General features: G+C 66.3%; 20 protein-coding genes. 8 read left to right on the top strand and 12 right to left on the bottom strand.

Annotation, left to right across the window (positions count from 1 at the left end):
* The first annotated feature begins 200 nt into the window (after positions 1-200).
* The 3 genes from mutS (at position 201) to katG (ending at position 6,444) form a co-directional block, all read left to right on the top strand.
* Positions 201-2,756 carry a DNA mismatch repair protein MutS gene (gene mutS, locus QRM89_RS19075; protein ID WP_343237692.1) on the top strand — a complete coding sequence of 852 codons (2,556 nt, stop codon included), beginning with the start codon at positions 201-203 and terminating at the stop codon, positions 2,754-2,756.
* A 519-nt stretch (positions 2,757-3,275) separates the two neighbouring features.
* On the top strand, positions 3,276-3,890 hold the full coding sequence (locus QRM89_RS19070) for a DUF937 domain-containing protein (RefSeq protein ID WP_285448715.1): 615 nt from the start codon (positions 3,276-3,278) through the stop codon (positions 3,888-3,890).
* Positions 3,891-4,197: 307 nt separating this feature from the next.
* Positions 4,198-6,444, top strand: coding sequence for a catalase/peroxidase HPI (katG, locus tag QRM89_RS19065; protein ID WP_285448714.1), 2,247 nt, complete (start codon positions 4,198-4,200; stop codon positions 6,442-6,444).
* Between the two features lie 348 nt (positions 6,445-6,792).
* Here the strand turns inward: katG and QRM89_RS19060 are convergent, their stop codons facing one another.
* Positions 6,793-7,200, bottom strand: a complete 408-nt coding sequence (locus QRM89_RS19060; protein WP_115000846.1) for a S4 domain-containing protein — start codon at positions 7,198-7,200, stop codon at positions 6,793-6,795.
* 544 nt (positions 7,201-7,744) lie between these two features.
* Here QRM89_RS19060 and QRM89_RS19055 point away from each other — a divergent pair.
* Positions 7,745-9,220, top strand: coding sequence for an MATE family efflux transporter (locus tag QRM89_RS19055; RefSeq protein ID WP_285448713.1), 1,476 nt, complete (start codon positions 7,745-7,747; stop codon positions 9,218-9,220).
* A 778-nt stretch (positions 9,221-9,998) separates the two neighbouring features.
* Here the strand turns inward: QRM89_RS19055 and rplS are convergent.
* The 9 genes from rplS to ffh form a co-directional block, all read right to left on the bottom strand.
* Complete coding sequence (gene rplS, locus QRM89_RS19050; RefSeq protein WP_011036399.1) at positions 9,999-10,406, bottom strand: 50S ribosomal protein L19; 408 nt, start codon at positions 10,404-10,406, stop codon at positions 9,999-10,001.
* 144 nt (positions 10,407-10,550) lie between these two features.
* Positions 10,551-11,309: a tRNA (guanosine(37)-N1)-methyltransferase TrmD gene (trmD, locus tag QRM89_RS19045; protein WP_042596825.1), complete on the bottom strand. Its 759-nt coding sequence runs from the start codon at positions 11,307-11,309 to the stop codon at positions 10,551-10,553.
* Between the two features lie 58 nt (positions 11,310-11,367).
* On the bottom strand, positions 11,368-11,880 hold the full coding sequence (gene rimM, locus QRM89_RS19040) for a ribosome maturation factor RimM (protein ID WP_103702258.1): 513 nt from the start codon (positions 11,878-11,880) through the stop codon (positions 11,368-11,370).
* 43 nt (positions 11,881-11,923) lie between these two features.
* Positions 11,924-12,184 (bottom strand): 30S ribosomal protein S16, encoded by a 261-nt coding sequence (gene rpsP / locus QRM89_RS19035; protein ID WP_011036396.1) that lies wholly within the window; start codon positions 12,182-12,184, stop codon positions 11,924-11,926.
* 108 nt (positions 12,185-12,292) lie between these two features.
* Positions 12,293-13,090, bottom strand: coding sequence for an aminotransferase class IV family protein (locus QRM89_RS19030; RefSeq protein WP_042596839.1), 798 nt, complete (start codon positions 13,088-13,090; stop codon positions 12,293-12,295).
* On the bottom strand, positions 13,081-14,178 hold the full coding sequence (locus QRM89_RS19025) for a nitronate monooxygenase (RefSeq protein WP_103702260.1): 1,098 nt from the start codon (positions 14,176-14,178) through the stop codon (positions 13,081-13,083). The genes QRM89_RS19030 and QRM89_RS19025 overlap by 10 nt, the downstream gene beginning before the upstream one ends.
* Position 14,179: 1 nt before the next feature.
* Positions 14,180-15,019: a DUF2314 domain-containing protein gene (locus QRM89_RS19020; protein ID WP_103702262.1), complete on the bottom strand. Its 840-nt coding sequence runs from the start codon at positions 15,017-15,019 to the stop codon at positions 14,180-14,182.
* Positions 15,020-15,281: 262 nt separating this feature from the next.
* Positions 15,282-16,511, bottom strand: a complete 1,230-nt coding sequence (locus QRM89_RS19015; protein WP_261794141.1) for a hypothetical protein — start codon at positions 16,509-16,511, stop codon at positions 15,282-15,284.
* Positions 16,512-16,611: 100 nt separating this feature from the next.
* Positions 16,612-17,988: a signal recognition particle protein gene (gene ffh / locus QRM89_RS19010; protein ID WP_043921677.1), complete on the bottom strand. Its 1,377-nt coding sequence runs from the start codon at positions 17,986-17,988 to the stop codon at positions 16,612-16,614.
* Positions 17,989-18,267: 279 nt separating this feature from the next.
* Between ffh and ccsA the strand changes: the two genes are divergently transcribed.
* Complete coding sequence (gene ccsA / locus QRM89_RS19005) at positions 18,268-19,065, top strand: cytochrome c biogenesis protein CcsA (protein WP_011036390.1); 798 nt, start codon at positions 18,268-18,270, stop codon at positions 19,063-19,065.
* Between the two features lie 268 nt (positions 19,066-19,333).
* Here ccsA and QRM89_RS19000 read toward each other — a convergent pair whose 3' ends face one another.
* The gene (locus QRM89_RS19000) at positions 19,334-20,389 is read right to left on the bottom strand and encodes an aldose epimerase family protein (protein WP_285448712.1); all 1,056 of its coding nucleotides are present in this window, start codon (positions 20,387-20,389) and stop codon (positions 19,334-19,336) included.
* Positions 20,390-20,660: 271 nt separating this feature from the next.
* On the opposite strand from QRM89_RS19000, the gene QRM89_RS18995 reads away from it, so the two are divergent.
* A complete protein-coding gene (locus QRM89_RS18995; protein ID WP_285448711.1) occupies positions 20,661-22,241 on the top strand; it encodes an alpha-L-arabinofuranosidase C-terminal domain-containing protein in 1,581 nt (526 codons plus the stop codon).
* Positions 22,242-22,405: 164 nt separating this feature from the next.
* Here the strand turns inward: QRM89_RS18995 and QRM89_RS18990 are convergent, their stop codons facing one another.
* On the bottom strand, positions 22,406-23,389 hold the full coding sequence (locus tag QRM89_RS18990; protein ID WP_285448710.1) for a LysR family transcriptional regulator: 984 nt from the start codon (positions 23,387-23,389) through the stop codon (positions 22,406-22,408).
* A 129-nt stretch (positions 23,390-23,518) separates the two neighbouring features.
* Between QRM89_RS18990 and QRM89_RS18985 the strand changes: the two genes are divergently transcribed.
* Together QRM89_RS18985 and QRM89_RS18980 are read left to right on the top strand one after the other, a co-directional pair.
* Entirely contained in the window at positions 23,519-23,788 is a 270-nt protein-coding gene (locus QRM89_RS18985; RefSeq protein WP_285448709.1) for a DUF2798 domain-containing protein, read from the top strand.
* A gap of 228 nt (positions 23,789-24,016) precedes the next feature.
* A complete protein-coding gene (locus QRM89_RS18980) occupies positions 24,017-25,375 on the top strand; it encodes a glycoside hydrolase family 16 protein (RefSeq protein WP_285448708.1) in 1,359 nt (452 codons plus the stop codon).
* Positions 25,376-25,420: the final 45 nt, after the last annotated feature.

Raw genomic sequence — 25,420 nt, 5'->3', positions numbered from 1 at the left:
CCGCCCGCGTTCGATGGAGGCTCTTAACAGGAGCACATCGCGCCGCCGCGCCAACGCGTCGCAAGGTCCACAGCACCACATCCCCCGTGGCTGTGACGCCGCCTGATCGACCGCACACCCTGGAAGGACGTTTCTTGCAAAGCACTGATTCAAAAGACAAATCCAAGGCCACCAGCGGAGCCGTCGAGCACACCCCGCTGATGAAGCAGTTCTTCGCCGCAAAGTCGGACTACCCCGATCTGCTGCTGTTCTTCCGCATGGGCGACTTCTACGAGCTGTTCTACGACGATGCGCGCAAGGCCGCGCGGTTGCTGGATATCACGCTGACCCAGCGCGGCAGCTCCGGCGGCGCGCCGATCCCGATGGCCGGCGTGCCGGTGCATGCCTACGAAGGCTACCTGGCGCGGCTGGTAGCGCTTGGCGAATCGGTGGCCATCTGCGAACAGATCGGCGACCCGGCGCTGGCCAAGGGACTGGTCGAGCGCAAGGTGGTGCGCATCGTCACGCCAGGCACGGTAACCGACGAGGCGCTGCTGGACGAGCGCCGCGACACCTTGCTGATGGCCATCTCGCGCAGCAAGCAGGGCTACGGCCTGGCGTGGGCGGATCTGGCCGGTGGCCGCTTCCTGGTCAATGAAGTGGACGGCGAGGACGCGCTGGAAGCCGAACTCGCGCGGCTGGAGCCTGCCGAACTGCTGGTGCCCGACGAAGACAACTGGCCCGAATTCCTGCGTGGCCGCATCGGCGTGCGGCGCCGGCCGCCGTGGTTGTTCGATGCCGACAGCGGGCGGCGCCAGCTGCTGGCGTTTTTCAAACTGCACGATCTGTCCGGCTTCGGCATCGATGACAAACCCTGCGCCACCGCCGCGGCCGGTGCATTGCTCGGCTATGTCGAAGAAACCCAGAAGCAGCGCCTGCCGCACCTGACCTCGATCGCAATGGAAGCGGCCAGCGAAGCAATCTCGATGAACGCCGCCACGCGCCGCCATCTGGAACTGGACACGCGCGTGGACGGCGACACGCGCAACACGCTGCTCGGCGTGTTGGACAGCACGGTCACGCCGATGGGCGGGCGCTTGCTGCGGCGCTGGCTGCATCGCCCGCTGCGGCTGCGTGAGGTGCTGGTGCAACGCCACCATGCGGTGGGCACCCTGATCGACCACGGCACCGATGCCGACATCCGCGACGCGTTCCGCGCGCTTGGCGATCTGGAACGCATCCTCACCCGCGTGGCACTGCGCTCGGCACGCCCGCGTGATTTCTCCACCTTGCGTGATGGCCTGGCGCTGTTGCCGCAGGTGCGTGCGTTGCTGGCGCCACTGGATTCGCCGCGACTGCAGACCCTGTTTGCCGAACTCGGCGAACACGATGCCACCGCGCATCTGCTGGTCAGCGCGGTGGCCGAACAACCGCCGCTCAAGCTCAGCGATGGCGGCGTCATCGCCACCGGCTACGACGCCGAGCTGGACGAGCTGCGCCGGCTGTCCACCAACGCCGACCAGTTCCTGATCGATCTGGAACAGCGCGAGCGCGAGAGCAGCGGCATCGGCACGCTCAAGGTGGGCTACAACCGCGTACACGGCTACTACATCGAGATCAGCAAGGGCCAGGCCGACAAGGCGCCGTTGCACTACAGCCGCCGGCAGACGCTGACCAATGCCGAGCGCTACATCACCGAAGAACTCAAGAGTTTCGAAGACAAGGTGCTGTCGGCGCGCGAGCGTTCGCTATCGCGCGAAAAGCTGCTGTACGAAGGCCTGCTCGATGCGCTGGGCGGCACGCTCGAAGGGCTCAAGCGCTGCGCCGGCGCATTGAGCGAACTGGATGTACTGGCCGCCTTCGCCGAACGCGCGCAAGCACTGGACTGGTCGCAACCCGAACTGGACAGCGCGCCGTGTCTGCGCATCGAACGCGGCCGCCACCCGGTGGTGGAAGCCGTGCGCGACCAGCCATTCGAACCCAACGATCTTGACCTGCACCCGGACCGCCGCATGCTGGTCATCACCGGCCCGAACATGGGCGGTAAATCGACCTACATGCGGCAGAACGCGTTGATCGTGTTGCTGGCGCATATCGGCAGCTATGTACCGGCCAGCCGCGCGGTCATCGGGCCGATCGACCGCATCCTCACCCGCATCGGCGCCGGCGACGACCTGGCGCGCGGGCAATCCACCTTCATGGTGGAAATGGCCGAGACCAGCTACATCCTGCATCACGCTACGCCGCAATCGCTGGTGCTGATGGACGAGATCGGCCGCGGCACCTCCACCTACGATGGCCTGGCCTTGGCCGATGCGGTGGTGCGTCATCTGGCCCACACCAATCGCTGCTACACGCTGTTTGCCACGCATTATTTCGAGCTCACCGCCCTGGCGGATGCCTCGCATGCCGGTGGCGGCAGCGCCATCGCCAACGTGCATCTGGATGCGGTGGAACACGGCGAGCGCCTGGTGTTCATGCATGCGGTCAAGGACGGCCCGGCCAATCGCAGCTTTGGCTTGCAGGTGGCCGCGCTGGCCGGCCTGCCCAAGGCGGCGGTGCAGCAGGCACGCCGCCGGCTGGCCGAACTGGAGCAACGCGGCGGCGACAGCCACGCCGCCGAGATGGCACCCGCCGCGCTGGATGCACCGCAGCAATTCGGCCTGTTCACCGCGCCGTCTTCGGCCGCGCAGGAAGCCTTGCAGGCGCTGGATCCGGACGAGCTCACGCCCAAGCAGGCACTGGAAGCGCTGTACCGGCTCAAGGCGCTGCTCTGAAGCAGCGCAATCCGGCCTGTGGCGCGCTGATCGCGTCCCAGGTCTGCGTGTACGCAATGCTGATCAACGCCTGAAGTAAGCCGCGCGCCAGATCGCCAACTTTTTTCTCGACAACGAACTGCACGTAACCAGCATCACTCTGGCCGCCACTGACATCTTACCGCTGCTGGAAAGCGACCCGGCACCGCTATAACGCCCACCTGCGTTGCACGCTTGGCAGCGCTAGCAGCGCCACCTCAAGGATGCTGCTAGTTATTGCGTGCTGTACCGAAGACGCCACTACTGATTCCAGGCGCCGCGCAGTTTAGGCACTGCTGCCGGGAGCTCTCTGCTGCAGCTAAAGCACCGCAACTGATCCCCAGCCGTCGCACGCTCCAGGCGCTGCCACCGCCCCCGCAGCGCACTCGCATCGACGCTCCGATACACGCCGCCCTCCCCGCCCCGCACCATCTCCGGATTGCCCTGCGCGCCAGACAAGCGCACCCTGCCGCAACGCTTGCTCACCAGGATTCGGCACCGATGACCACCTCCGACTCGCTCACCTCGCAACTTGCCGCGCAACTGCAGGGCCCGCAGCTGCAGCAGCTCGCCAGCCGCCTCGGCATCGCACCGGAGCAGGCGCAATCGGCGGTGCAGACCGCTCTCCCCTTGCTGATGGGCGCGCTGGGCCGCAACAGCCAGCAGGCCGGCGGCACGCAGGCGCTGGCCAGCGCATTACAGCGCGACCATGCCGCCGCACCAGACCTCGGCAGTCTGTTGGGCTCGCTACTGGGTGGCTCGGCCAGCGGCGCGCAGGCCAATGGCGCCGGCATCGTCGGTCACCTGTTCGGCGACAAGGCGCCACAGGCGGCCGCGGGGCTGGGCCAAGCCACCGGCCTGGAACCCAGCAAGGCCAACCTGATGCTACAGCTGCTGGCGCCCATCGTGATGGCATATCTGGCCAAGCGCTTCCTGGGCGGCGGCACGGCCGACACCAGCCAGCTGGGCAATGCGTTGGCGCAGGAACAGAGCCATGTGCGCAGCGACAGCAGCGTCGGCGGCCTGCTCGGCAGCGTGCTGGACCAGGATGGCGACGGCCAGCTCGGCCTGGGCGATGTGATGAAGCTGGGCGGCAGCCTGTTCGGCAAGCGCTGACGCCGCCGACGCCTGGGCACCCGCGTCCTATCCATAGCGTGACGCTATCGATATGGTTGGATAATTCGAATTCCGCTAATGATCGGCGTTGTATATCGTGTGCCCACACCCGTGTTGAGCCCGCCACCGATGCAGCCGCTGTCGTTTATACCCGTCGTCGTACAGCGCCCATCGGCCGCCGCACCGCCCTGACGCACCCGCGTCACCAACGTCGCCCAGATTCGCTTCACCACCGCCGCAGTCTTTCCACCAGCGCGCGCCCTCCGGCACGCAGCTCCCTACGTGCAGCCGCACCCAGGTAAATGCCATGACTACCGAAGCAAAGTGCCCCTTCAACCACAGCGTCGTCGGCGCCGGCACCACCAATCGCGATTGGTGGCCCAAGCAACTGCGCGTGGACCTGCTCAACCAGCACTCGGCCCGCTCCAATCCGCTGGCGGCGTCTTTTAACTACGCAGAAGCCTTCAAGCGCCTGGACCTGCAGGCGCTCAAGCAGGAGCTGCGCGCATTGATGACCGATTCGCAGGACTGGTGGCCGGCCGACTTCGGGCATTACGGCCCGCTGTTCGTGCGTATGGCCTGGCACAGCGCCGGCACCTACCGCACCGGTGACGGCCGCGGGGGCGGCGGCCGCGGGCAACAGCGCTTCGCGCCACTCAACAGCTGGCCGGACAACGTCAGCCTGGACAAGGCACGCCGCCTGCTGTGGCCGATCAAGCAGAAGTATGGCCAAGCGATTTCCTGGGCCGACCTGATGATCCTCACCGGCAACGTCGCGCTCGAGTCGATGGGCTTCAAGACCTTCGGTTTTGCCGGCGGCCGCGAAGACACCTGGGAGCCGGACCAGGACCTGTATTGGGGCCGCGAAACCAAGTGGCTGGGTGGCGATGACCGCTACGCGCACGGCTCGCCGGGCGTGGACCAGGCGCATGGCGTGCTGGTCAAGGACGACGACAGCGAAGTGCAGCACACCCGCGATCTGGAAAACCCGTTGGCCGCCGTGCAGATGGGCCTGATCTACGTCAACCCGGAAGGCCCGGACGGAAATCCCGACCCGCTGTTGGCGGCCAAGGACATCCGCGACACCTTCGGCCGCATGGCCATGAACGACGAAGAGACCGTGGCGCTGATCGCTGGCGGCCACACCTTCGGCAAGACTCACGGTGCTGCCGATGCCGCGCACGTGGCGGCCGAGCCGGAAGCCAGCGACCTGGAAAGCCAGGGCCTGGGCTGGCACAACAGCTTCGGCAGCGGCAAGGGCGGCGACACCATCACCAGCGGCCTGGAAGTGACCTGGACCACCACCCCGGCGCAGTGGAGCAACGACTTCTTCGACCACCTGTTCGGCTTCGAGTGGGAGCTGAGCAAGAGCCCGGCCGGTGCGCATCAGTGGGTAGCCAAGAACGCCCAGGCCATCATTCCCGATGCGCACGACGCCTCCAAAAAGCGTCTGCCAACGATGCTCACCACCGATCTGGCGCTGCGCATCGATCCGGCGTACGAGGCCATCTCGCGCCGCTTCCACGCCAACCCGGACCAGTTCGCCGATGCCTTTGCGCGCGCCTGGTTCAAACTCACCCACCGCGACATGGGCCCGCGCGCACGCTATCTCGGCGCGGATGTGCCGGCCGAAGAATTGCTGTGGCAGGACCCGATCCCGGCCGTAAACCATGCGCTAATCGATGCACAGGACGCTGCCGCGCTCAAGCAGACCGTGCTGAGCTCGGGCCTGAGCGTTGCGCAACTGGTTGCCACCGCCTGGGCCTCGGCATCCAGCTTCCGTGGCTCGGACAAGCGCGGCGGTGCCAATGGTGCGCGCATTCGTCTGGCCCCGCAGAAGGACTGGGCTTCCAACGAGCCTGCGCAGCTGGCCCAGGTGCTGGCCACGCTGGAGCGTATCCAGGCCGACTTCAATGCACGCCAGTCCGGTGGCAAGCAGATCTCGCTGGCCGACCTGATCGTGCTGGGCGGCAATGCCGCAGTCGAACAGGCCGCGCACGCCGCCGGCCACGCGGTCACCGTGCCGTTCGCCCCCGGCCGCATGGATGCCTCGCAAGCGCAGACCGACGTGGAATCGTTCGCAGTGCTCGAGCCGGTAGCCGATGGCTTCCGCAACTACGCCAAGGCCCGCTACGCGGTGTCTGCCGAAGCGCTGCTGATCGACAAGGCCCAGTTGCTGACCCTCACCGCACCGGAAATGACCGTACTGGTCGGCGGCCTGCGCGTGCTCGGCGCCAACACCGGGCAGTCGCACAATGGCGTCTTCACTACCCGTCCGGGCGTGTTGAGCAACGACTTCTTCGCCAACCTGCTCGACATGCGCACCGAGTGGAAAGCCACGTCCGAGACCAAGGAAACCTACGAAGGCCGCGACCGTGCCACCGGTGAGCACAAGTGGACCGGAACACGCGTGGATCTGGTGTTTGGTTCCAACTCGATCCTGCGCGCGGTGGCCGAGGTCTATGCCAGCGCAGACGCACAGGAGAAGTTTGTGCAGGACTTCGTGGCCGCGTGGACCAAGGTAATGCAGCTGGACCGTTTCGACCTGGCCTGAGTGAAGCGCAGCACCCGCTTGCTGCGCGTGCTGTCATGGGCGAGCGCGATTGCTGCCGACACGCGCTGCCACTGTAGTAACGCAAACGCCCCGGTTAGCCGGGGCGTTTGCGTCTGTGGCGTTGCGCGCGATTGCGCTGTGGCCGCGATACGGCATACGTGCGGCGTGGCGCATTCCACATGATGTTCTGTGGTGCTGCGTCGTACGGCCGATAGAGCGTTTAGGCACCAGGATTCCGCGTCGTACGGCTGAGTGATGAAGGCATGAGATGCGCCGCGCTTCATGCAACCTCGCTGCACGATCACCGGCCCTACATCCGCAACCGCAACCGCAACCGCAACCGCAACGCTACAACGCGTCGATATCACCCAGCGCCGTGATCAAGCGACGTGCGCGTTTATCTGGCTTGCCATCGGGCGGGCGATACCCGGTGCGCTCGGCGGCACGTTGCAGCCGCCACTGCGCGCGCGCTTCGCGCGATGCCTCGGTTTCTGTGTAGAGCGCCTGCGCCACCGGCGCCGGGCCGCGCACCTCGCTCAGGGCCGCCACGGTGATCTCGAAAATTTCGCCGCCGCGGTCGATCCGCAGTTGCTCGCCAGTGCGCACTGCGCGCGACGGTTTAGGACGCTGACCGGCCACATCCACCTTGCCGGTATCCACCGCATGCTTGGCCAGGCTGCGCGTCTTGAAAAAGCGCGCCGCCCAGAGCCAGACATCCAGCCTGACCGTGACTACTGATTCCACCTGTAGAGTCATTGCGTTGTGCTTGTCGTATCCGTTGAGGGGCCGCCGCAGCGCTCCGTCCGTTCGAAACTGCCGGGGGACAGGCAACGATCTGCCGCGATTTCCGATATTTGGGCCGGGCCCAGGGAACTCAAGCAAGGCCAGCCAGCGCGCAATGGCGTATACGGCGCGGTGCCTGAACGCTTCGGTATTGCGCTCGCCGCATGTGGCGTTACGGGCGCGCGCACGCAGCACTTGCAACGCACCCAGTGCATCGAAGCCCGCAACTCAAGTCGCTGCGGCACGCCTGGTGCGTTCACGCCAACCGCCGCCGCGCACAGGCATCAGCAATCCTGGACCGCCTCTGCGAAGCCCTCAAGAGAAACTCCGGTAGTCACCGCCGTGCCCGCAGGCACTGCGCCGATCCCGGTAGGCACACACAGCCGTCGCAGCTCAGCCGGAGCAACACCACCTTTCAGCGCGTATTTCCTCCGAACCGCAACGCAGCGCCGCCGCGCATGCATGCCGCACACCCGCAATGCTAGTGTGCGCAGCTTCTGCACATGGCTGGCCCGCGATGCCCAAATCCGCCGTATTGACCGAGGGACCGATCGGCAAGAACCTGCTGCTGTTCGCGTTGCCGATCCTGGCAGGCAACATTGCCCAGTCGCTCAACGGCTCGATCAATGCGATCTGGATCGGCCGCTATCTCGGCGAAGCCGCGCTCACTGCGGCGGCCAACGCCAACAGCATCATGTTCTTTCTGATCGGCTCGGTGTTCGGCATCGGCATGGCCGCCACCATCCTGATCGGCCAGGCCATGGGCGCGCGCGACATCGCCCAGGCACGCAAGGTCATGGGCACCAGCGCCACGTTCTTTGGCGGATTGTCGGCACTGATCGCCGTCGCCGGCTGGTGGCTGGCGCCACACCTGCTTGCGGCGATGGGCACGCCACCGGCCTCGCTGGCGCTCGCCGAGGATTACCTGCGGGTGATCTTTGTGGCCATGCCCACCATCTACCTGTTCGCGTTCCTGTCGGCGGCCCTGCGCGGCACCGGCGATGCACGCACGCCGTTTCGCTTCCTGCTGCTCTCGGTCGTGCTGGACATCGTGTTCAACCCGCTGCTGATCTTCGGCGTTGGCCCGTTTCCACAGCTGGGCATCGCCGGCGCGGCCTGGGCCACGGTGCTGGCGCAGTCGGTGGCGCTGGTGGGACTACTGCTGTATCTGCGCAGCCACGGCCACGTGCTGTGGCTGGGACGGCGCGACCTGGCGCTGTTCCGCATCGATGCCGCCATCCTGCGCGCGCTGGTGGGCAAAGGCGTGCCGATGGGATTGCAGATGGTGCTGATCTCGCTGGCCATGATCGCGATGCTGACGCTGGTCAACGGCTTCGGCACCGATACCGCTGCCGCCTATGGCGCAGCCCTGCAGCTGTGGAACTACGTGCAGATGCCGGCGATGGCGCTCGGCGCGGCCTGCTCGACGATGGCCGCGCAGAATGTCGGCGCCGGCCTGTGGGCGCGCGTGGATGCCACCGCCCGCACCGGTGTGGCCGCCAATTTCCTGATGACCGGCCTGCTCATCGCACCGCTGATCCTGTTCGACCGCTGGACGCTGGCATTGTTCCTTCCCAGCGACAGCCCGGCGCTGGAGATCGCGCGCCACCTCAACCATATTTCGATCTGGTCGTTCCTGCTGTTCGGCGTGACCTTCGTGGTTTCCGGCGTGGTGCGTGCCACCGGCGCGGTGATCCCGCCACTGCTGATCCTGGCGTTCGCGCTGTGGGGCATCCGCGTGCCGCTGGCCAACCTGCTGCTGCCGCACCTGGGCGCGGACGCGGTGTGGTGGAGCTTTCCGATCAGCTCGGCCTGCTCGATGCTGCTGTCGCTGGCGTACTACCGCTGGGGTGGCTGGCGCAAGGCACGCATGCTGGCAACACCGGCGCATCCCTCCGAACTGGCATCGGCAGCGGAAGTGCTGGCCCACCCGGCCGCCCCGATTGCCGACCCCGCCCCACTGACCGAGCCGCCTGCAGCGCAGCCGCGCTAATCGTTTAGCGAAGTTGCTGTTTGCGGTGCTTTGCAGGCCGATCGAGCACTGCAACGCGATGCGCGAAGTGCTGCACCGCCGTGACCGACGCAATGGAACGCCGACGGCAACGTGCGCAAAAAAACCGTGATGGCCGCACGTGGCAACACAGCGGATACCGGCGCAGCAAATGACGGACGGCACTGCTCCGTAGAAGATGGCTAGATGCCGAAAGACGACGCGCGCGCATCACGTCAGCGGATCCTGCCACCTGTCATTCGGTCACCTGCTCAGTCTGCACATATGTGCGACGAGACGATTTGGCAGCACTGCACCCTACAGCTGACCGCGCGACGCGTGCGCTGCCACCAATGACGCAGTCACGCACTACGCAGCTTGTGTCCGCAGCAGATCGAAGACGCAGAGCGACTCACGCCGGGAAGAATGCGTGACACGTCGCGCGTGTTGAATGCATCAATGCATCGACAGCTGCGCTGCAGGGTTAAACCACATGCAGCGCACTGACCAGCGTCTGCGCCAGTATCGCTACTGCCCGACAGCAACCGCATCGCGTGCTCTAACTGCATCAATGCAGCGACAGCTGCGCTGCAATGTCGAACCAACCCGCCGCACTACCTCGCGTACGAAAGCCTCGCTACGACTCGACAACAAACCGGCACGCCACAACGGTCATTGCCATCGCATTGCTTACCGCCTTGCAGGCAGCCAAACGCCGAAACGCAAACAGCCGCCCGAAGGCGGCTGTTTGGCAGTAGCGGGACAAGCCCGCCAATGTGACTTACTCAGCCTTGGCAGCAGCCTGGCGAGCAGCCTTGGCCTGCGCAGCGGCAGCCAGATCTTCCTTGATGCGGGCAGCCTTGCCTTCCAGACCACGCAGGTAATACAGCTTACCGGCGCGGACCTTACCGCGGCGCTTCACTTCGACCGAGTCGATGATGGCGCTGTGGGTCTGGAACACGCGCTCGACGCCGAAGCCGTGCGAGATCTTGCGCACGGTGAACGCGGAGTTCAGGCCAGCATTCTTGGTACCGATCACGACACCCTCATAGGCCTGCACGCGCTCGCGGTTGCCTTCTTTCACCTTGACGTTCACCACGACGGTGTCGCCCTGGTTGAACTCCGGCAGCTGGCGCTGGATCTGGGCGGCTTCGAAGTCAGCCAGGATGGTCTTGTTGAGTTTGCTCATGATGGGCACCGCGTGTCTGGTGATATTGGACCGGCAGTCGCCGCACGGCGATTGCTCGAGGTTCGTGGCAGGGCCAGACGCAAGGCTGGCCAGCAAGCCGCGTATTATACCCCTATCTGTTTCGCTAGAGCTAGGGGTGAGCCCTTATTTCTCGTCGCCCGGGGCAAGTTCGCGACGGAACTCTTCCAGCAGACGTCGATCCTGCTTATCCAATGTGGCCTCGTCGAGCAACTCCGGCCGACGCAGCCAGGTCCGGCCCAACGATTGCTGCCGCCGCCAGCGCGCAATGGCGCCGTGGTTGCCCGACCGCAGCACCTCCGGCACATCGCCCCAGGCATGGCTGGATGGATGGCTGTAGTGCGGGCAGTCCAGCAGCCCCTGCGGGCCTTCGAAACTGTCCTGGGCTGCGGATTCGGCATCGTTCAACACGCCGTCCTGCAACCGGGTCACCACATCCACCAGTACCGCCGCACCGAGCTCGCCACCGGACAATACGTAGTCGCCGATGGAGATTTCCATGTCCACGGCCTGGTCGAGAAAGCGCTCGTCGACACCTTCATAGCGCCCGCACAGCAGCACCATCCGTGGCAACTGGGCCAGCTCGCGCGCCAGTGACTGGGTCAGCGGACGCCCTTGCGGGCTGAGGTAGATCACCGGTGCCGGCCGCGCATCGGCGGCTTGCGCCGCTTCCAGACAGGCCCGCAACGGCTCGATCAACATCACCATGCCGGGGCCGCCACCGAAGGGACGGTCGTCCACCCGGCGGTAATTGCCCTGCGCATGGTCGCGCGGATTCCAGCCCTGCAATTCCAGCAGCCCACGTTCCTGCGCCCGCCCGACCACGCCGAACGCCGCGCATTGCGCGATGAACTCGGGAAACAGGCTGATGACGTCGATGCGCACTGGGGAATCGGGACCGGGGAATGGGGAGAGCAAGAGCGGAGCCAAAGCACCGCTTCGATCAGAAATCCGGATCCCAGTCGACCACGATCAGATTGGCCTCGAAATCCACCGACTTGACGTACTCCGGCAACACAAACGGGATCATCCGCTCGCGATCGCCGCGCACCACCACCACATCGTTGGACCCGGTGGAGAACAGATGCGAGACCGTGCCGAGCTTGACGCCCTCGACGGTTTCCACCTGCAAGCCTTCCAGATCCACCCAGTAATACTCATCGGGGTTGGGCGGCGGCAGCGCACTGCGGGCCACATAGATCTCGGTCCCGTGCATGGCTTCGACGGTGTCGCGGTCGGTGATGTCGGGGAACACCGCAATCAGGTTCTTGCCCTGATCACGTCCACGGACCCCACTGAGCACCGACTCCTGACCCGACGGCGTGCGCACGATCCACGGCTGATAGCGGAAGATCGCACTGCGCGGCTCGGTCCAGGATTCGAGCTTGAGCTCGCCCTTGACACCAAAAGCGCCGACAATCCTGCCTAACAGGATGCGGCGCTCGGTCGGCTTCATCTGTGTCGACTCTGGGCCAGGCAGCGACGCCCGGCCCTCAAGATCAGGCCGCAGCGGCCTGGGACTTGGAGGCTTCGCGATACAGGTTACGCACCTTATCGGTCAGCTGTGCGCCCTGGCCGACCCAATGGTCGACGCGCGCAACGTCCAGCACGACGCGCGGCTCGGCGCCCTGCGCAACCGGGTTGTAGTAACCCAGACGCTCGATGTTGCGGCCGTCGCGCGCGCTGCGCACGTCGGTCACGATGATGTGGTAGAACGGACGCTTCTTGGCGCCGCCGCGGGTCAGTCGAATCTTGACCATGGTGTGTATTCCTAAGTTGCCCAGTCGCCAGGGTGGCGCGGTAAGCCGGCGATTATAGCGGGCCCCGTCGGCGAAGCCAACCCACCAGCTAGCAGCGCCTGCCATCGCTCAAATCGCTTGCCAGGGCTGGGTTTGCAGGGCCTGGGCCAGGAGCGGCAGTTGCGCGGTATGCGGGCCCCAGCGGGCCGGCCCCATCGCCACGATCGCCTGCTGCCCCCGCGCATTACAGGCAAATGCCCCATCAAACCGGTCCAGTTCGTCCAGCGGTACCGGCCGACGGATCTGGCTGACTCCCAGCGCCTCCAGCCCGGCCTGCAGCAGCTGTTGGCGGGTGCCCAGCAAGGCCGGGCCCTGCGGCCAGACCACGCCGCCACGCTCCCACAGGCCAAGATTCCAGAACGCGCCTTCCAGCACCCTGCCCTGCGGGTCCTGCAGCACCACGTCGTCATGATCGGCATTCATCGCCAACCGCCGCAGGTGCAGCAGCGGGAACGTGCCGACATGCTTGAGCTCCGGCTGCTCACGGACGTAGGGGGTCACCTGCACCCGCAGCCCGGTGTCGGGCATGTCCAGCGGCGGCGAGACCGCCACCAACACATCCAGCGCCACCTCGCGCAGCGGGTTGCGGAAGTCGTAGTCCTGCGCGAACACGGTAATCCGCACACTGGCGTCGGCCATGGCAGAGGCCTGCAGCGCCGTCTGCAGCTGCGCGCGTACCTGCGCGGGAGTGAGTTCCTGTCCGAACAACGCACGGCTGCCCTCCTGCAGCCGCTGCAGATGCAACTCCAGGCCCTGGGTGGCGCCGCCGCGCACCTGCAACGAGGTGAAGTGGCCGTAGTTGACCAGCGCCGCGGCGCCGAGCTGGGCCGCGGTGGCGGGCGCGCCGTTGCAGAAGATCACCGGCACACGCGCGCCTGTGCCTGGCTCCACCACTGCGTGACGAGGTCGGCGGCCGGCTGCGCGGGCGCCATCCAGGCGGACTGCCCCGCCCAGGCTTGCAAGGCGTCCAGCCGATTTTCGCGGGCGGCCGCTTGGCGCATCACGGCCGTCAGCGCGCGCTGCACCGGGTAGGGCGTCGGCGGTGGCGCATCGGCCGCGCCGGCGGCGCGGACGTAAGCCGTGGCGATCGACCGCCCCAGGCGCCCGGAAAATGCCCGCGTTGGCCAGGTCTGCTCCGGCTCTGTGACCGCCAGGGCGTCAGCCCAGGCGCCGGGCAGCGCCGCTTCGGGCGTGCGCAACAAACCGGTGCCGATCTGCACCGCGCTGGCACCAAGGGTGAGGGCCGCAGCAATTCCACGTGCATCGGCAATGCCGCCGGCGGCGATGACCGGAATCTCCAGGTGGTCGACCAGCAGTGGCAGCAACGCGAACAACCCGGTCATCTGGCGCTCGGCCTGGCTGGCATCGAACGCACCGCGGTGACCGCCGGCTTCCGCCCCCTGCGCAACCACCGCATCGGCGCCCGCAGCCTGCGCTGCACGTGCCTCCTCCAATGTGGTGGCGCAGGCGAACCAGGCGATGCCGGCGGATTTCAGGCGGCTGACCTGATCGGGCCGGAACACGCCCATGATCGAGGAGGCCACTGCCGGGCGGGCCTCCAGCAATGCATCGAACTGCGCATCGAAATCGGCCGGGGTGGCATCGCCGGCATCGGCCGCCACCGCCGGGCCCCACTGCTCCAGAAATGCACGCATGCGCGCTTCGGCATCGGCGTCGCGGTCGGGCGCCGGATCGGGGATCCACAGATTGACCTGTGCCGGCCCGTCACTGGCCTGCCGGAAGGCCTGCACCCAGGCCACGATGTCCTGCGGTTGCGACAGCACCGCGCCCATCGCGCCCATGCCGCCCGCCGCGGCCACCGCAGCCGACAACGGCACCGGGCAGGCGCCGGCCATCGGGCTGAGCAGGATCGGCACGCGCAACCCGAAGCGCTGGCAGAACGCGGCAACGTGCGCATAGGGACCATCTGTCGCCAGGGTGGCGGCGGCGGCCATGTCAGTGCGCGCCTTCCAGCAACTGCACGATCCTGGGCCACTGCATCTGCCGCGCCAGGTCCAGCGCGGTCTTGCCGCTCGGAGTGCGCAAGGTGGGGTCGGCCCCATGCTGCAGGAGCAAGGCGACTGGCTGGTAATTGCCAGCAAGCGCATCGCGCTGCAACAGTGTCCAGCCTGCGTCATCGCGCAGCTGCGCCATCTCCGGCTGATCGCGCAGGCCTTCGTCGAACTTGGGGCCCATGTTCTCGCTCATCGGATGCTCCTGTTGCAGCGGATCTTCGACCGCTGGCGCAACAGGCGTGCCCTTGCCGCCGAACATCTTGTCGAACAGGCCCGGTTTGCGCGCCGCAGCCTGTGCCGGCACCAGCCGCACCGCGCCGGGCTCGCCGAAATCCAGGCCCCAGGCCGCATCGTGCTCGGCGCGCTCGTCCGGCGCCATGCCACGCCGCATGGCATCGATGGTGTGGCCGCCGTAGACCTTGCCGTCGACCACGTACATCCAGTCTTCCAGATCCGCGAACGGAGCCGACACCGCGTCGCCGGCTGTCAGCGCTTCGATCCATTCCGGTTCGTTGAGCAGGCTGCCGGAGATCTGCTCGCCGTCGAAGTGCACATCGGAGATCCACATGTGCTCATGCGTTGGCGCACCGTGCACTTCCTGCGCGGCGCTGTCGGTGGCGAACGGCAGTTTGACTGCGGCCATGTCCAGACCAGGAACGATGCGGCGGTATTCCCAGGACAACTCACGCCAGAAGAATTTGAACGTGTCGCGCGCGGCGATATAGCCCGCCTGCAACGCGGCATCCTGGTTGTCTGCGAAATACATCCGGGTATCGCTCATCTGCTGGCGCTCCTGCCAAGAAAGAGGCCACACGCTACTGCAGCCATGCAGCGAGGGCAACGCGTACACAACAGATGTAGCGCGATGCCGGAGCCGTGCGTGCATAAGCCAAACCGCTGCTGGAAGGCATTGGTATGCGAAAACGAACCCATCGTGGCACGGCCCGGCCAGGGAGACATCATGGCCATTGTCCCTGCGCCTGGCGTGCGCTCGCCAAATTCAGAACCGGCGCCCACGCGGCATGGCGCTCAACGCCGATCAGTTACTGCAACGGCAACGGCAGGACATCCCGGTACCAGTCTTCCACCATCACATCGCGCAATGCGAACGCGCGCACGGCCTGGGGACGCTGCACAAACGCACCCCACAGGCGAATGTCGACAAATGCCGATGAGGGCCGCGTGCGCCACGCCGCCGGACCGAAGAGACGAACTTCCAGGCAATAGAAGCCATCGGCGATGCAGGTGATTTGCCTGCACGCAGGTGTTGCCGCACTTGCCCATAGGTGCTCGAGATCCGGGCCACGGACGAGCTTGAAAACACGCAGCTCGCCCTGGGTGCGCCCGGTGCAATTGTCGGGCAAGGGCAGCGGCTGGTCGAAGTGTTCGGCGGCCCAGGCGCATTCCAGAGCCAGCACATCGCCCTGGCTCAGTTGCAGAAAATAACGATGAAGATGGGTATTTTCTTCCCGCCATGACGAAGCGGGATCCGGCGCTGCCGTCACGTCCCACGCATCCTGCGCGCTGCCGAATAACAGCACCGATCCGCTTGGCGCCGCAGACACTGTCGTCGTTTCCAATTTCGCATGCGGCAGCACACGCGCTTCGTCTTCGATACGCACTCTTGGCGTGCCGTCGTCGCACTGTTCATAACGCAGATGCGAGCCATGCGCGGGCCGCCACGGCAGCGCAAGCCGGTCCGGCTCCGGCACGCACACCCAAAGACTCACCACACCTGGCGAAGGGCCATACGCCTGACCGATGCCGACTGAGTACACGCCGGTTTGCCCCACCGACACACGCACCTCGCGCGTTGCGAAAACGTCCAGCCACTGCGGATGGTTGGCGGCAGGACGCCAGAGATCGCAGCGCCACTGGGCAGGTGCGTCGCCGTCGTTCGGTGCGCGGTGAAATGCGAGCACCAGCGCATCGCCTGTCCGCAGGAAAACATCGACCGTCGTACAGACGTCCTGCCGCGGGTAACGCTCTTCTTCGTAGGCGGCGACGTCGATGACATGGCGTCGCCATTGACGCGGCGTGTCCGGGCCAGGCCGCAGATCAGCGGGCCGCAGCGGCGTGTTCGGCAATGCCGCCAGGCGGATGGTCGACTTCGACTTCGACTTCGACTTCGGCATTGGCGTCGGCGCGGTATCGGACACCGCTGCTGCACCCGGCGGTTCACCAGCGACGTTTGCGCGCGCCTCGGCGCGTTCATCGATCAGCCCGGCGACCACCACGACCACTACCCAATACACCACCACCGCCAGCAGCACCGTCCAGCCAGTGGTCGACTGCAGCGCCAGCGTGATCGCCAGCGCGAGTTCCAGGCTGCGTCTACCAGCCACGGTACTCATGCGCGTCAGCGCCTGGAACTCAGCGGAACGGCATACCGCCGCGGCCGCCCATGGCGCCCATCATGCCTTTCATGTTGCGCATCAGGCCCTTCATGCCGCCGCCGGCCAGCTTGCCCATCATCTTTTCCATTTGCTGGTACTGCTTCATCAGCTTGTTGACGTCGGCCGGCTGCATGCCGGAGCCGCGCGCGATGCGGGCGCGGCGCGAGCCATTGAGCAACGCCGGGTTGCGGCGTTCCTTCTTGGTCATCGAGTTGATGATGGCGATCATGCGCGGCACTTCCTTGCCGGTGACCTGCTGCTTGACGTTGTCCGGGATCTGGCCCATGCCCGGCAGCTTGTCCATCAGCCCATGGATGCCGCCCATGTTCTGCATCTGCTCGAGCTGTTCCTTCATGTCGTTGAGGTCGAACTTTTTGCCCTTGGCGACCTTGGCGGCAAGCTTGGCGGCTTTTTCCTGGTCGACACTGTGCTCGACCTGCTCCACCAGCGACAGCACGTCGCCCATGTCCAGGATGCGGCTGGCCACGCGGTCCGGATGGAACACGTCCAGGCCGTCGGTCTTTTCGCCGGTGCCGACGAACTTGATCGGCTTGCCGGTGATGTAGCGCACGCTCAGGGCCGCACCGCCGCGCGCGTCACCGTCGGTCTTGGTCAGCACCACGCCGGTGAGCGGCAGTGCCTCGCCGAAGGCCTTGGCGGTGTTGGCCGCGTCCTGGCCGGTCATCGCATCGACCACGAACAGGGTTTCGGTGGGATTGACCGCGGCGTGCAGCGCCTTGATCTCGTCCATCATCGCCGCATCGATCGCCAGGCGGCCGGCGGTATCGACCAGCAGCACGTCGGCGAAGGACTTGCGTGCGTCGCTGATGGCGGCGCGCACGATGTCCACCGGCTTCTGCGAGGCATCGGAGGGGAAGAACAGCACGCCGACCTGTTCGGCCAGGGTCTTGAGCTGCTCGATCGCGGCCGGGCGATAGACGTCGGCCGAGACCACCATGACCTTTTTCTTGCGCTTTTCCTTCAGGTGCTTGGCGAGCTTGCCCACGGTGGTGGTCTTGCCCGCACCCTGCAGGCCCGCCATCAGGATGATGGCCGGCGCCGGCACATTGAGGTTGAGGTCGGCAGCGGCGGCGCCCATGACGGCGGTGAGCTCGTCGCGCACGATCTTGATCAGCGCCTGGCCCGGGGTCAGCGACTTGAGCACTTCCTGGCCCACCGCGCGCACCTTGATGCGTTCGATCAGGGCCTGCACCACCGGCAGCGCGACGTCGGCCTCGAGCAGCGCAATGCGCACCTCACGGGTGGCTTCGCGGATGTTCTCCTCGGTCAGGCGGCCACGGCCACGCAGGCGCTCCATGGTGCCGGAGAGACGTTGGGTAAGGGACTCGAACATGCGCAAGGGACCGCGTAAGGGGAAACGGGTGCCGATTATAGCGGCACCGGCTGACGGCCTGCCCCGGCCAGGGCCGCTACCCGGACCAGCGGCCCTGGCCTGCCCGACATGGTCAGCTCGCCCAGGCCGCCCGCGCCGCCGCCAGCCCGACAAGCGCCAGGTCGATGCCCGGCCCCACGACTGCTCGCTGCCAGCCCCTCAACTCTCGCGACCCACAGCTGCTGCTTCACGAATCCCGATTCCCGAATCCCGGCCCCACCAATATGCGAAACTTCAACGATGACAATCGTTCTCATCGCCTTTGCCCTGTACTTGCTGGCCGCCGGGCTGCTCACCCGCGCCGTACTGCGCGATGGCAACCAGTCGCCCGCGCGCTGGCTGCTGCCGGCCCTGGCGGCCGTGGCGCTGCATGCCGGCTACCACGTGCTGGTGGCGTTTCGCACCGCGGGCGGGCCGGACATGCACTTCTTCGCGGCACTGTCGCTGACCGGGCTGGGCATGGCCGGGCTGACCGCGGTGTTTGGCGGACGCGGGCGCATGGCGGCGGTGGGCGTAGTGGTATTCCCGCTGGCGGCAATCCTGCTGGCCTGCTACCACGGCTACGGCCACGAACCGAGCGCGGATCTGGGCTGGCGGCTGGAACTGCATGCCTGGATGGCGCTGCTGGCCTACGCCACCCTGGGGATCGCCGCGTTGCTGGCGATCATGCTGTGGCTGCAGGAGCGTGCGCTGCGCCGGCGTGACTTCCACACTTGGCTGCGGGCGCTGCCGCCGTTGACCGAGCTGGAAACGCTGCTGTTCCGCACGATCACGGTGGGCTTCATATTGCTCACCCTGACCCTGCTGACCGGCCTGCTGTTCGTGCAGGACTTCCTGGCCCAGCGGCTGCTGCACAAGACCGTGCTGAGCATCCTGTCGTGGATCGTATTCGGCGCGCTGCTGATCGGCCGCTGGCGCAACGGCTGGCGCGGCACCAAGGCGGTGCATTGGACGCTGACCGCCATGGCGTTGCTGGTGCTGTCGTTCTTCGGCAGCAAGTTCGTGATTGAACTGGTGTTGGGGCCGCGCGGCGGCTGAGGGCGGTGGCGCGATGCGGCGATGTTTGAGGCGTCGAGGCCTATCCATCGCTCGCGATTGATCAGGCAGGCCAGCCTGCAGTGTTAGCGATCACTAAGGCAGGTGTTACCGGCCGTGTACGCTCGCTGCGCTGAGACGCACTGCGGCCGCCGAGGTGGCTGCAGTTACAGCCACGACCAGCAACGCGCCGCTACCTCACCGCCACGCCGGGCGTCATCGACGCACGCGCCGGACGATCTCGTCTGCAGGAGCAGCCCCGCGACCACCCTCACGCATCCAGCGCAGCGACCACCGACGTCCACGGCTGCTCCGGCCCGGGGGCCGCAAAGTGGTAGGCAATGCGCCGCCGATATACCTGGCCCGGGCGCAGGATCGCCGGCGGGAACGCTGGCTGATTGGGCGCATCCGGATAGTCCTGCGGTTCCAGGCAGACGCCACGCCCCAGGCCGGGATGGTGGCTGTCCAGATGCTGGCCTTCGTACAGCTGTACCGCCGGCGCATCGCTGGTGATGCGCAACGCGACGCCGCTCTGCGGGGAATACAGCTCGGCGATGCAGTCGTTGTGCGCGTCCTTCGCCAGCACCAGGCACTGGTCGTAGCCCTTGCCGAGTTGGATCTGCGGGTGATCCGGAACCACGCGGTCAGTCAGCGCAGCAGGCGTGCGGAAATCGAAGGGCGTCCCCGCGACCGAGGCAATTTCGCCGGTCGGTATCGATTCGGCATCCACGGGGAGATAGCGGTCCGCAGGCACGCGCAACACCTGCGAGGCCGCGCGTGTCTGCGGGTCACCGGACAGATTGAAATACGGGTGATGGGTGAGGTTCAACGGCGTGGGGGCATCGCAGTGCGCTTCGAAATCCAGATGCAGGCGATTGCCCTGCACCTGCAGCTGCGCGCGTACCTGCAAGGTGCCGGGGTAGCCTTCCTCGCCATCGGGCGAGGTGTAGCCGAGCACCACCCGGTTCGGCGCCTGCTCCAGCACCTCCCACACGCGCCGCCCGAAGCCATGCAGCCCCCCATGCAGCTGGTTGCGCCCTTCGTTGGCGGCGAGCACATGGGTCACGCCGTCCAGGGTGTAGCGGGCGCCAGCGATGCGGTTGCCGAAGCGGCCGACCAGGATGTTGAGGCTGTCGTTGTCGGCGGCATAGGCGGGCAGATCGGGCAGCGTCAGCACCAGCGGCACGCGGCCTTGCGGGGTGGTCAGTTCCAGCGCGTGCAGGATGCCGCCGTAGGTGAGCACTTCCGCTTCCAGGTCGCCATCGCCACGCAAGCGCAGCGCATGCACCTGGACACCGTCCGCCAAGGTTCCGAACACTCGCTGCATGAAGACACCCGCCGATGAAGTGAGCGGCGAGCATAGCGGCGCCACCGGCCCGGCACCATGGCGCGGCGCACATCCTGGCGATGCGATGCCACCTGCCGCGTCACCGCAAAGCCGCACGCGGCAGAGCCTGCCAGCCTGCAGATGTGGCAGGAAGCAACGTGGCCTGTGGCGCAGACAGGCGAGGCCGCACGCACTACGCTTGCAGCGCGCCAGCGCTCGCCGACGCACTGCCCCCTTTGCCCTCGCCCACCTCGACAGGAGCAGCACACCGATGCAGTGGATTTCCAACACCTTGCGGCAACCGCGTTCATGGCTGTTGCCGGCCGTGCTGATCGCACTGACGGTGAGCGGTAGTGGCGCGCAGGCGGCCGATGTGCAGGTGCGCGGCACGCTGCAGGTAGAGAAGCCAGGCGCGCAGGTGTCGCGGCATCTGTTCGGGCAGTTCGCCGAGCACCTGGGCACCGGCGTGTATGGCGGTCTCTGGGTTGGACCGGAGTCTTCCATTCCCAACACGCGCGGCTATCGCAACGATGTGCTGGCGGCGCTGAAGGCGATTGCGGTGCCGAATATCCGCTGGCCCGGCGGCTGCTTCGCCGATGAGTACCACTGGCGCGACGGCATCGGCGCGCCCGGCCAGCGCCCGATCAGCGTCAACACGCACTGGGGCGGCGTGGAAGAGTCCAACCGCTTCGGCACGCACGAATTCATGGACTTCACCGAGCTGCTGGGCACCGACGCATACGTGGCTGGCAATGTCGGCAATGCCGCGCCGGACGAAATTGCACAGTGGGTGGAATACATGACCGCCGCCACGCGCTCCAGCCTGGCCGAGCAACGCCGCGCCAACGGTCGCCAGGCGCCGTGGAAGGTGCCGTTCTTCGGCGTCGGCAATGAGTTGTGGGGCTGTGGCGGCAACATGCGGGTGGAGTACGCCGCCGATGTGTATCGGCGCTACCAGACCTTCGTCAAGGCGCCGTCCGACCAGAAGATCCTGAAGATTGCGCCCGGTCCCAACAACGACGATTACCACTGGACCGAGGTGATGATGCGCGAGGCGGGCACGCTCATGGATGGCCTGAGCCTGCATTACTACACCGTGCCTGGCGGCTGGCCGCCGCGCGCCTCCTCCACCGACTTCGACGAAGCCGCCTGGATCGAGACGCTGTCGCGCACGCTGGTGATGGACGAGTTGATCACCAAGCACAGCGCGATCATGGACCGCTACGACCCGGCCAAGAAAGTGGCGTTGGTGGTGGACGAATGGGGCACCTGGTACGCCGGCCTGCCTGGCGCCAACCCGGGCTTCTTGCACCAGCAGAACAGCCTGCGCGATGCGCTGGTGGCATCGTTGAACATCGACATCTTCAGTGCGCATGCCGATCGCGTGCGCATGGCCAATATCGCGCAGATGATCAACGTGCTGCAGGCGATGATCCTGACCGATGGCGACCGGATGGTGCTGACCCCGACCTATCACGTATTTGCGATGTACAAGCCGTTCCAGGATGCCACCCACCTGCCGCTGCAATTGCAGACCCCCGACTATCGGCATGGCGATGTCCACGTGCCCGCCGTGCATGGCTCGGCGGTCAAGGCCAAGGATGGGCATGTGTATGTGGCGCTCACCAATCTGGATGCCAACAGCCCGGCCACGGTCAACGTGGCGGTGGACGGGGTCAGCATGCGCGGCGTGGACGGGCAACTGCTCACCGCACCGACGATCACCGCGCACAACACCTTCGCTGCGCCCCGCGCCGTGCAACCAACCGCCTTCACCGGCGCGCGGATCCAGGGCAACACGCTGCAGGTGGCGCTGCCGGCGCGGGCAATCGTGATGCTCAAGCTACGCTGACGCGGCGGCCATGCACGGGCGCCGCATGCGGCGCTGGTTGGCGCCGCCACGCTGCCATCGCGCCTGCACTCCGCACCGCGTGCGCGATGGCGGCACGGCGGGTGCTCAGATGTGCATGGAGTGTGCGCAGGGCTGCTGATTGGTGCGCATCGCTCTTTGACGACTTATGTGGATGACTCCGCGTCGGTCGGGAGCGCAGGTGTTTCGCGTAACGCGGGCAGCGAAATCCGCCAGTCGTCCGGCAGCCGCTCCAGCACGTGCTCCATGAAGGCGCGCACCTTGGGGGTGAAGTCGTGCCGGTCTGCCACGCACAGGTACAGCCGCAACGGCTCCAGCGCAAATGGCGTGGCCGTGCCGCCAGTGCCGGAAACGAACAGCGGCTGCAGTTGTCCGCGCAGCAGATACGGCTGCACCACGAACGCGGCCAGCCGCGTGATGCCGCCGCCGGCCGCGGCCATCGCGGCCAGTGCGTCGACATCGTCGCTGACCAGCGCACGGCCGAGGTCGGGCTGGAAGCGCACGCCATCGCGGATGAAATTCCAGCGCAGGTAGCGCCCATCCACTGGATAACGCAGCAGCAGGCAGTCGTGATATTTCAGCTCGTCCGGCGTCTGCGGCGCGCCGCAGCGCTGCAGATACGCCGGCGCTGCACACACCACGAACGGCACATCGGCGATGTGGCGCGCCACCAGGCCGTCCTCGAGTTGGGCTTCGATGCGCAGGCTCACATCCACGCTTTCCTGCGCGTGTTGCACCACCCGGTCGGTGCACAGCAGTTCGATCTCCAGCCGCGGGTAGCGCTGCCGCAGTGACGGCAACATCGGCGCCAGCACATGCCGCGCGAAGGCGGCGGTGCTGGCCACGCGCAGGCGGCCGGCCGGGGCCTGCTGCGGGCCAGCCACCAGTTGCCGCGCGCGCTCCAGGTCGCGTTCGATCTGCCGCACCTGCTCCACGTACAGCGCGCCGCGCTCGGTCAGTGCCAGGCTGCGCGTGGTCCGGTGCAGCAGGCGCACGCCCAGGTGCTGCTCCAGGCGCGCGATGTTCTGGCTCACCGCGGCCGGGCTCACACCCAGGCGCTTGGCGCCGCCGGCGATGCTGCCGGCATCCACCGTGCTGACGAAACTACGAATGGACTGAAGAATGTTCATATGCCCAGCCAGTGTTACCAATGGATTCGTAAGATTTACTTACGTAAGCCACAAGGCTACGCGATCTACCGGCCCGGGTGAGCCGCTTCTACAGTGGCCGCTCCGCCGCACTCCACCCGAGGCCACCGCATGTCATCCCCCCCCACCGCCGTAGCCCGTGCTCGCTGGAAGCTGGGCGTGCGCGCCACCCCGTTCGTATTCGCGTTCTACATGGCCGCGATCATGGCGCTGCTGATGTGCCTGGTGATCACCGGCGCCAACACCGGCCTGGCTGCCGGTTACCTGTGGCGCGTGTTGGATGCCTACCGCATCGCCATGCCCACTGCATTTTGCTGTGTACTGGTGGTGCGCCCATTGGTCGTCCAACTGGTGGCGTGGACCGTGCATCCGCCGCGCTGAGCTGCGCCACCTGTGGCTGCCGGCAGCCGCCGGGTTTGCCACCGCAGGCAGGTGCTGCCGCGCAGCATCGCGCCAGGCCGGTTTGCGACCGCCGTCATGGCTGGCTGCAATGATTCCGGAATGAAATCCACGGAACTGAACTACAACCGCAAATTGCTTTGACTCTGTACCACCTGCTGCGCAGCGTCGCCCCTCCACGAACCCGGGTTCGTTTCGGAGAGAGAGGCAATGAACATGCGATGCAATGTTGCTGTGCAGGTCGCCGTGCTACTGGGAACCGCCTGTGCAGCGCTCACCCCGCAGCTGCGCGCACAAACACTGGTGTGGGAAGACAATTTCAACGGCCCCGCCATCGACGGCAACACGTGGACCTATGACGTGGGCAATGGCTGCCAGATCGGCCTCTGCGGCTGGGGCAACGGCGAGATGCAGTACTACACCAGCCGGCCCGAGAACGCGCGCATCGAAAACGGGCGGTTGGTGATCGAAGCGCGCCGCGAAGCGTTTCAAGGCATGCCGTTCACGTCGGCGCGGCTCAAGACCGAGGGCCGCATGCACTTCAAGTACGGCACGCTGGAAGCACGCATCAAGACGCCGGTGGTCGGCAACGGGCTGTGGCCGGCGTACTGGATGCTCGGCACCATCGGCGTGTGGCCCGGCCGCGGCGAGATCGATCTGATGGAAGCCGGCATGGCCGCGGCAATCGCCAACGGCACCGCCAATCGCCGCATCGGCGCGGCCGTGCACTGGGACTACAACGGAGCGCAGGCCGACTACGACACCAGCTACACCCACCCGGTGGACCTGCACAACGACTTCCACGTGTACCGGATGACCTGGGACCCGAACGTCATCCGTATGAGCATCGACGGCCAGCAGTACTTCGAATTTGCGATCTCCAATATCGAAGGCGCCTCGCTGCACGAATTCCATCAGCAGCATTACCTGCTGCTCAATCTGGCTGTCGGCGGCATCTTCACCGGCATCAACACGCCGGGCGGTGTGACCGCGCCGCTGCCGGGCAAGATGGAAGTGGATTACCTGCGGCTGTATCAGAACCCCGGTGCGTCGCTCTATGTGGGCGCACAACACACCGCGCCGGCCGGCCGCTTTGGTGTGTTCACTGATCAGACCGACACCGCTGCGCGGCTCACCTTCGGCCAGGACGCGCAGCTGTATCTGTGGAACAACCTCAGCCCGATTGCGCAGACACCGTTCGAAGGCGGCAACGTGATGGCCTACCGCGCCAATGCCGGCGCCTGGTATGGACTGGGCATCCAGACCGACTACCGTGACATGCGCAACTACGCGGGCGGCTCACTCAAGTTGCATCTGAAGACCACCACGCCGTCGACCTTCAAGATCGGCATCAACACCAGCTTTGGCGACAGTTGGGTGGACTTCGTACCGGGCGGCAACCAGTACGGCCTGGTGCGCGATGGCGTATGGCACGAGGTGAGCATCCCCTTCAGTGCCTTCTACGATCTGGATCTGCAATCGGTCAAACAGATGTTCATGCTGGTGGCCGACCCGCCGGCAAACCCGGTGGAGATCGCCATCGACAAGGTCTACTACCAGAGCCGTTGAGCGCCGGCAGCGCACCCCTTATCTGCATCGCTACGCACGCGGCGA

This window comes from Xanthomonas sp. LMC-A-07 (assembly GCF_030208825.1).
Taxonomy (GTDB): Bacteria; Pseudomonadota; Gammaproteobacteria; order Xanthomonadales; family Xanthomonadaceae; genus Xanthomonas; species Xanthomonas campestris.
Note: the sequence above shows the minus strand (reverse complement) of the source record. Positions and strands in the feature narration are given on the sequence as shown.

What these genes read in the sequence shown, in the direction of transcription:
- QRM89_RS18995 (WP_285448711.1), top strand. Translation starts at nt 20,661, where the DNA reads ATGCAGTGGATTTCCAACACCTTGCGGCAACCGCGTTCATGGCTGTTG.
- ccsA (WP_011036390.1), top strand. Translation starts at nt 18,268, where the DNA reads ATGACAATCGTTCTCATCGCCTTTGCCCTGTACTTGCTGGCCGCCGGG.
- QRM89_RS19070 (WP_285448715.1), top strand. Translation starts at nt 3,276, where the DNA reads ATGACCACCTCCGACTCGCTCACCTCGCAACTTGCCGCGCAACTGCAG.
- QRM89_RS19055 (WP_285448713.1), top strand. Translation starts at nt 7,745, where the DNA reads ATGCCCAAATCCGCCGTATTGACCGAGGGACCGATCGGCAAGAACCTG.
- QRM89_RS19025 (WP_103702260.1), bottom strand. Translation starts at nt 14,178, where the DNA reads ATGGCCGCCGCCGCCACCCTGGCGACAGATGGTCCCTATGCGCACGTT.
- rplS (WP_011036399.1), bottom strand. Translation starts at nt 10,406, where the DNA reads ATGAGCAAACTCAACAAGACCATCCTGGCTGACTTCGAAGCCGCCCAG.
- katG (WP_285448714.1), top strand. Translation starts at nt 4,198, where the DNA reads ATGACTACCGAAGCAAAGTGCCCCTTCAACCACAGCGTCGTCGGCGCC.
- QRM89_RS18985 (WP_285448709.1), top strand. Translation starts at nt 23,519, where the DNA reads ATGTCATCCCCCCCCACCGCCGTAGCCCGTGCTCGCTGGAAGCTGGGC.
- rpsP (WP_011036396.1), bottom strand. Translation starts at nt 12,184, where the DNA reads ATGGTCAAGATTCGACTGACCCGCGGCGGCGCCAAGAAGCGTCCGTTC.
- rimM (WP_103702258.1), bottom strand. Translation starts at nt 11,880, where the DNA reads ATGAAGCCGACCGAGCGCCGCATCCTGTTAGGCAGGATTGTCGGCGCT.
- QRM89_RS19020 (WP_103702262.1), bottom strand. Translation starts at nt 15,019, where the DNA reads ATGAGCGATACCCGGATGTATTTCGCAGACAACCAGGATGCCGCGTTG.
- QRM89_RS19000 (WP_285448712.1), bottom strand. Translation starts at nt 20,389, where the DNA reads ATGCAGCGAGTGTTCGGAACCTTGGCGGACGGTGTCCAGGTGCATGCG.
- QRM89_RS18980 (WP_285448708.1), top strand. Translation starts at nt 24,017, where the DNA reads ATGAACATGCGATGCAATGTTGCTGTGCAGGTCGCCGTGCTACTGGGA.
- QRM89_RS19060 (WP_115000846.1), bottom strand. Translation starts at nt 7,200, where the DNA reads ATGACTCTACAGGTGGAATCAGTAGTCACGGTCAGGCTGGATGTCTGG.
- ffh (WP_043921677.1), bottom strand. Translation starts at nt 17,988, where the DNA reads ATGTTCGAGTCCCTTACCCAACGTCTCTCCGGCACCATGGAGCGCCTG.
- mutS (WP_343237692.1), top strand. Translation starts at nt 201, where the DNA reads ATGAAGCAGTTCTTCGCCGCAAAGTCGGACTACCCCGATCTGCTGCTG.
- QRM89_RS18990 (WP_285448710.1), bottom strand. Translation starts at nt 23,389, where the DNA reads ATGAACATTCTTCAGTCCATTCGTAGTTTCGTCAGCACGGTGGATGCC.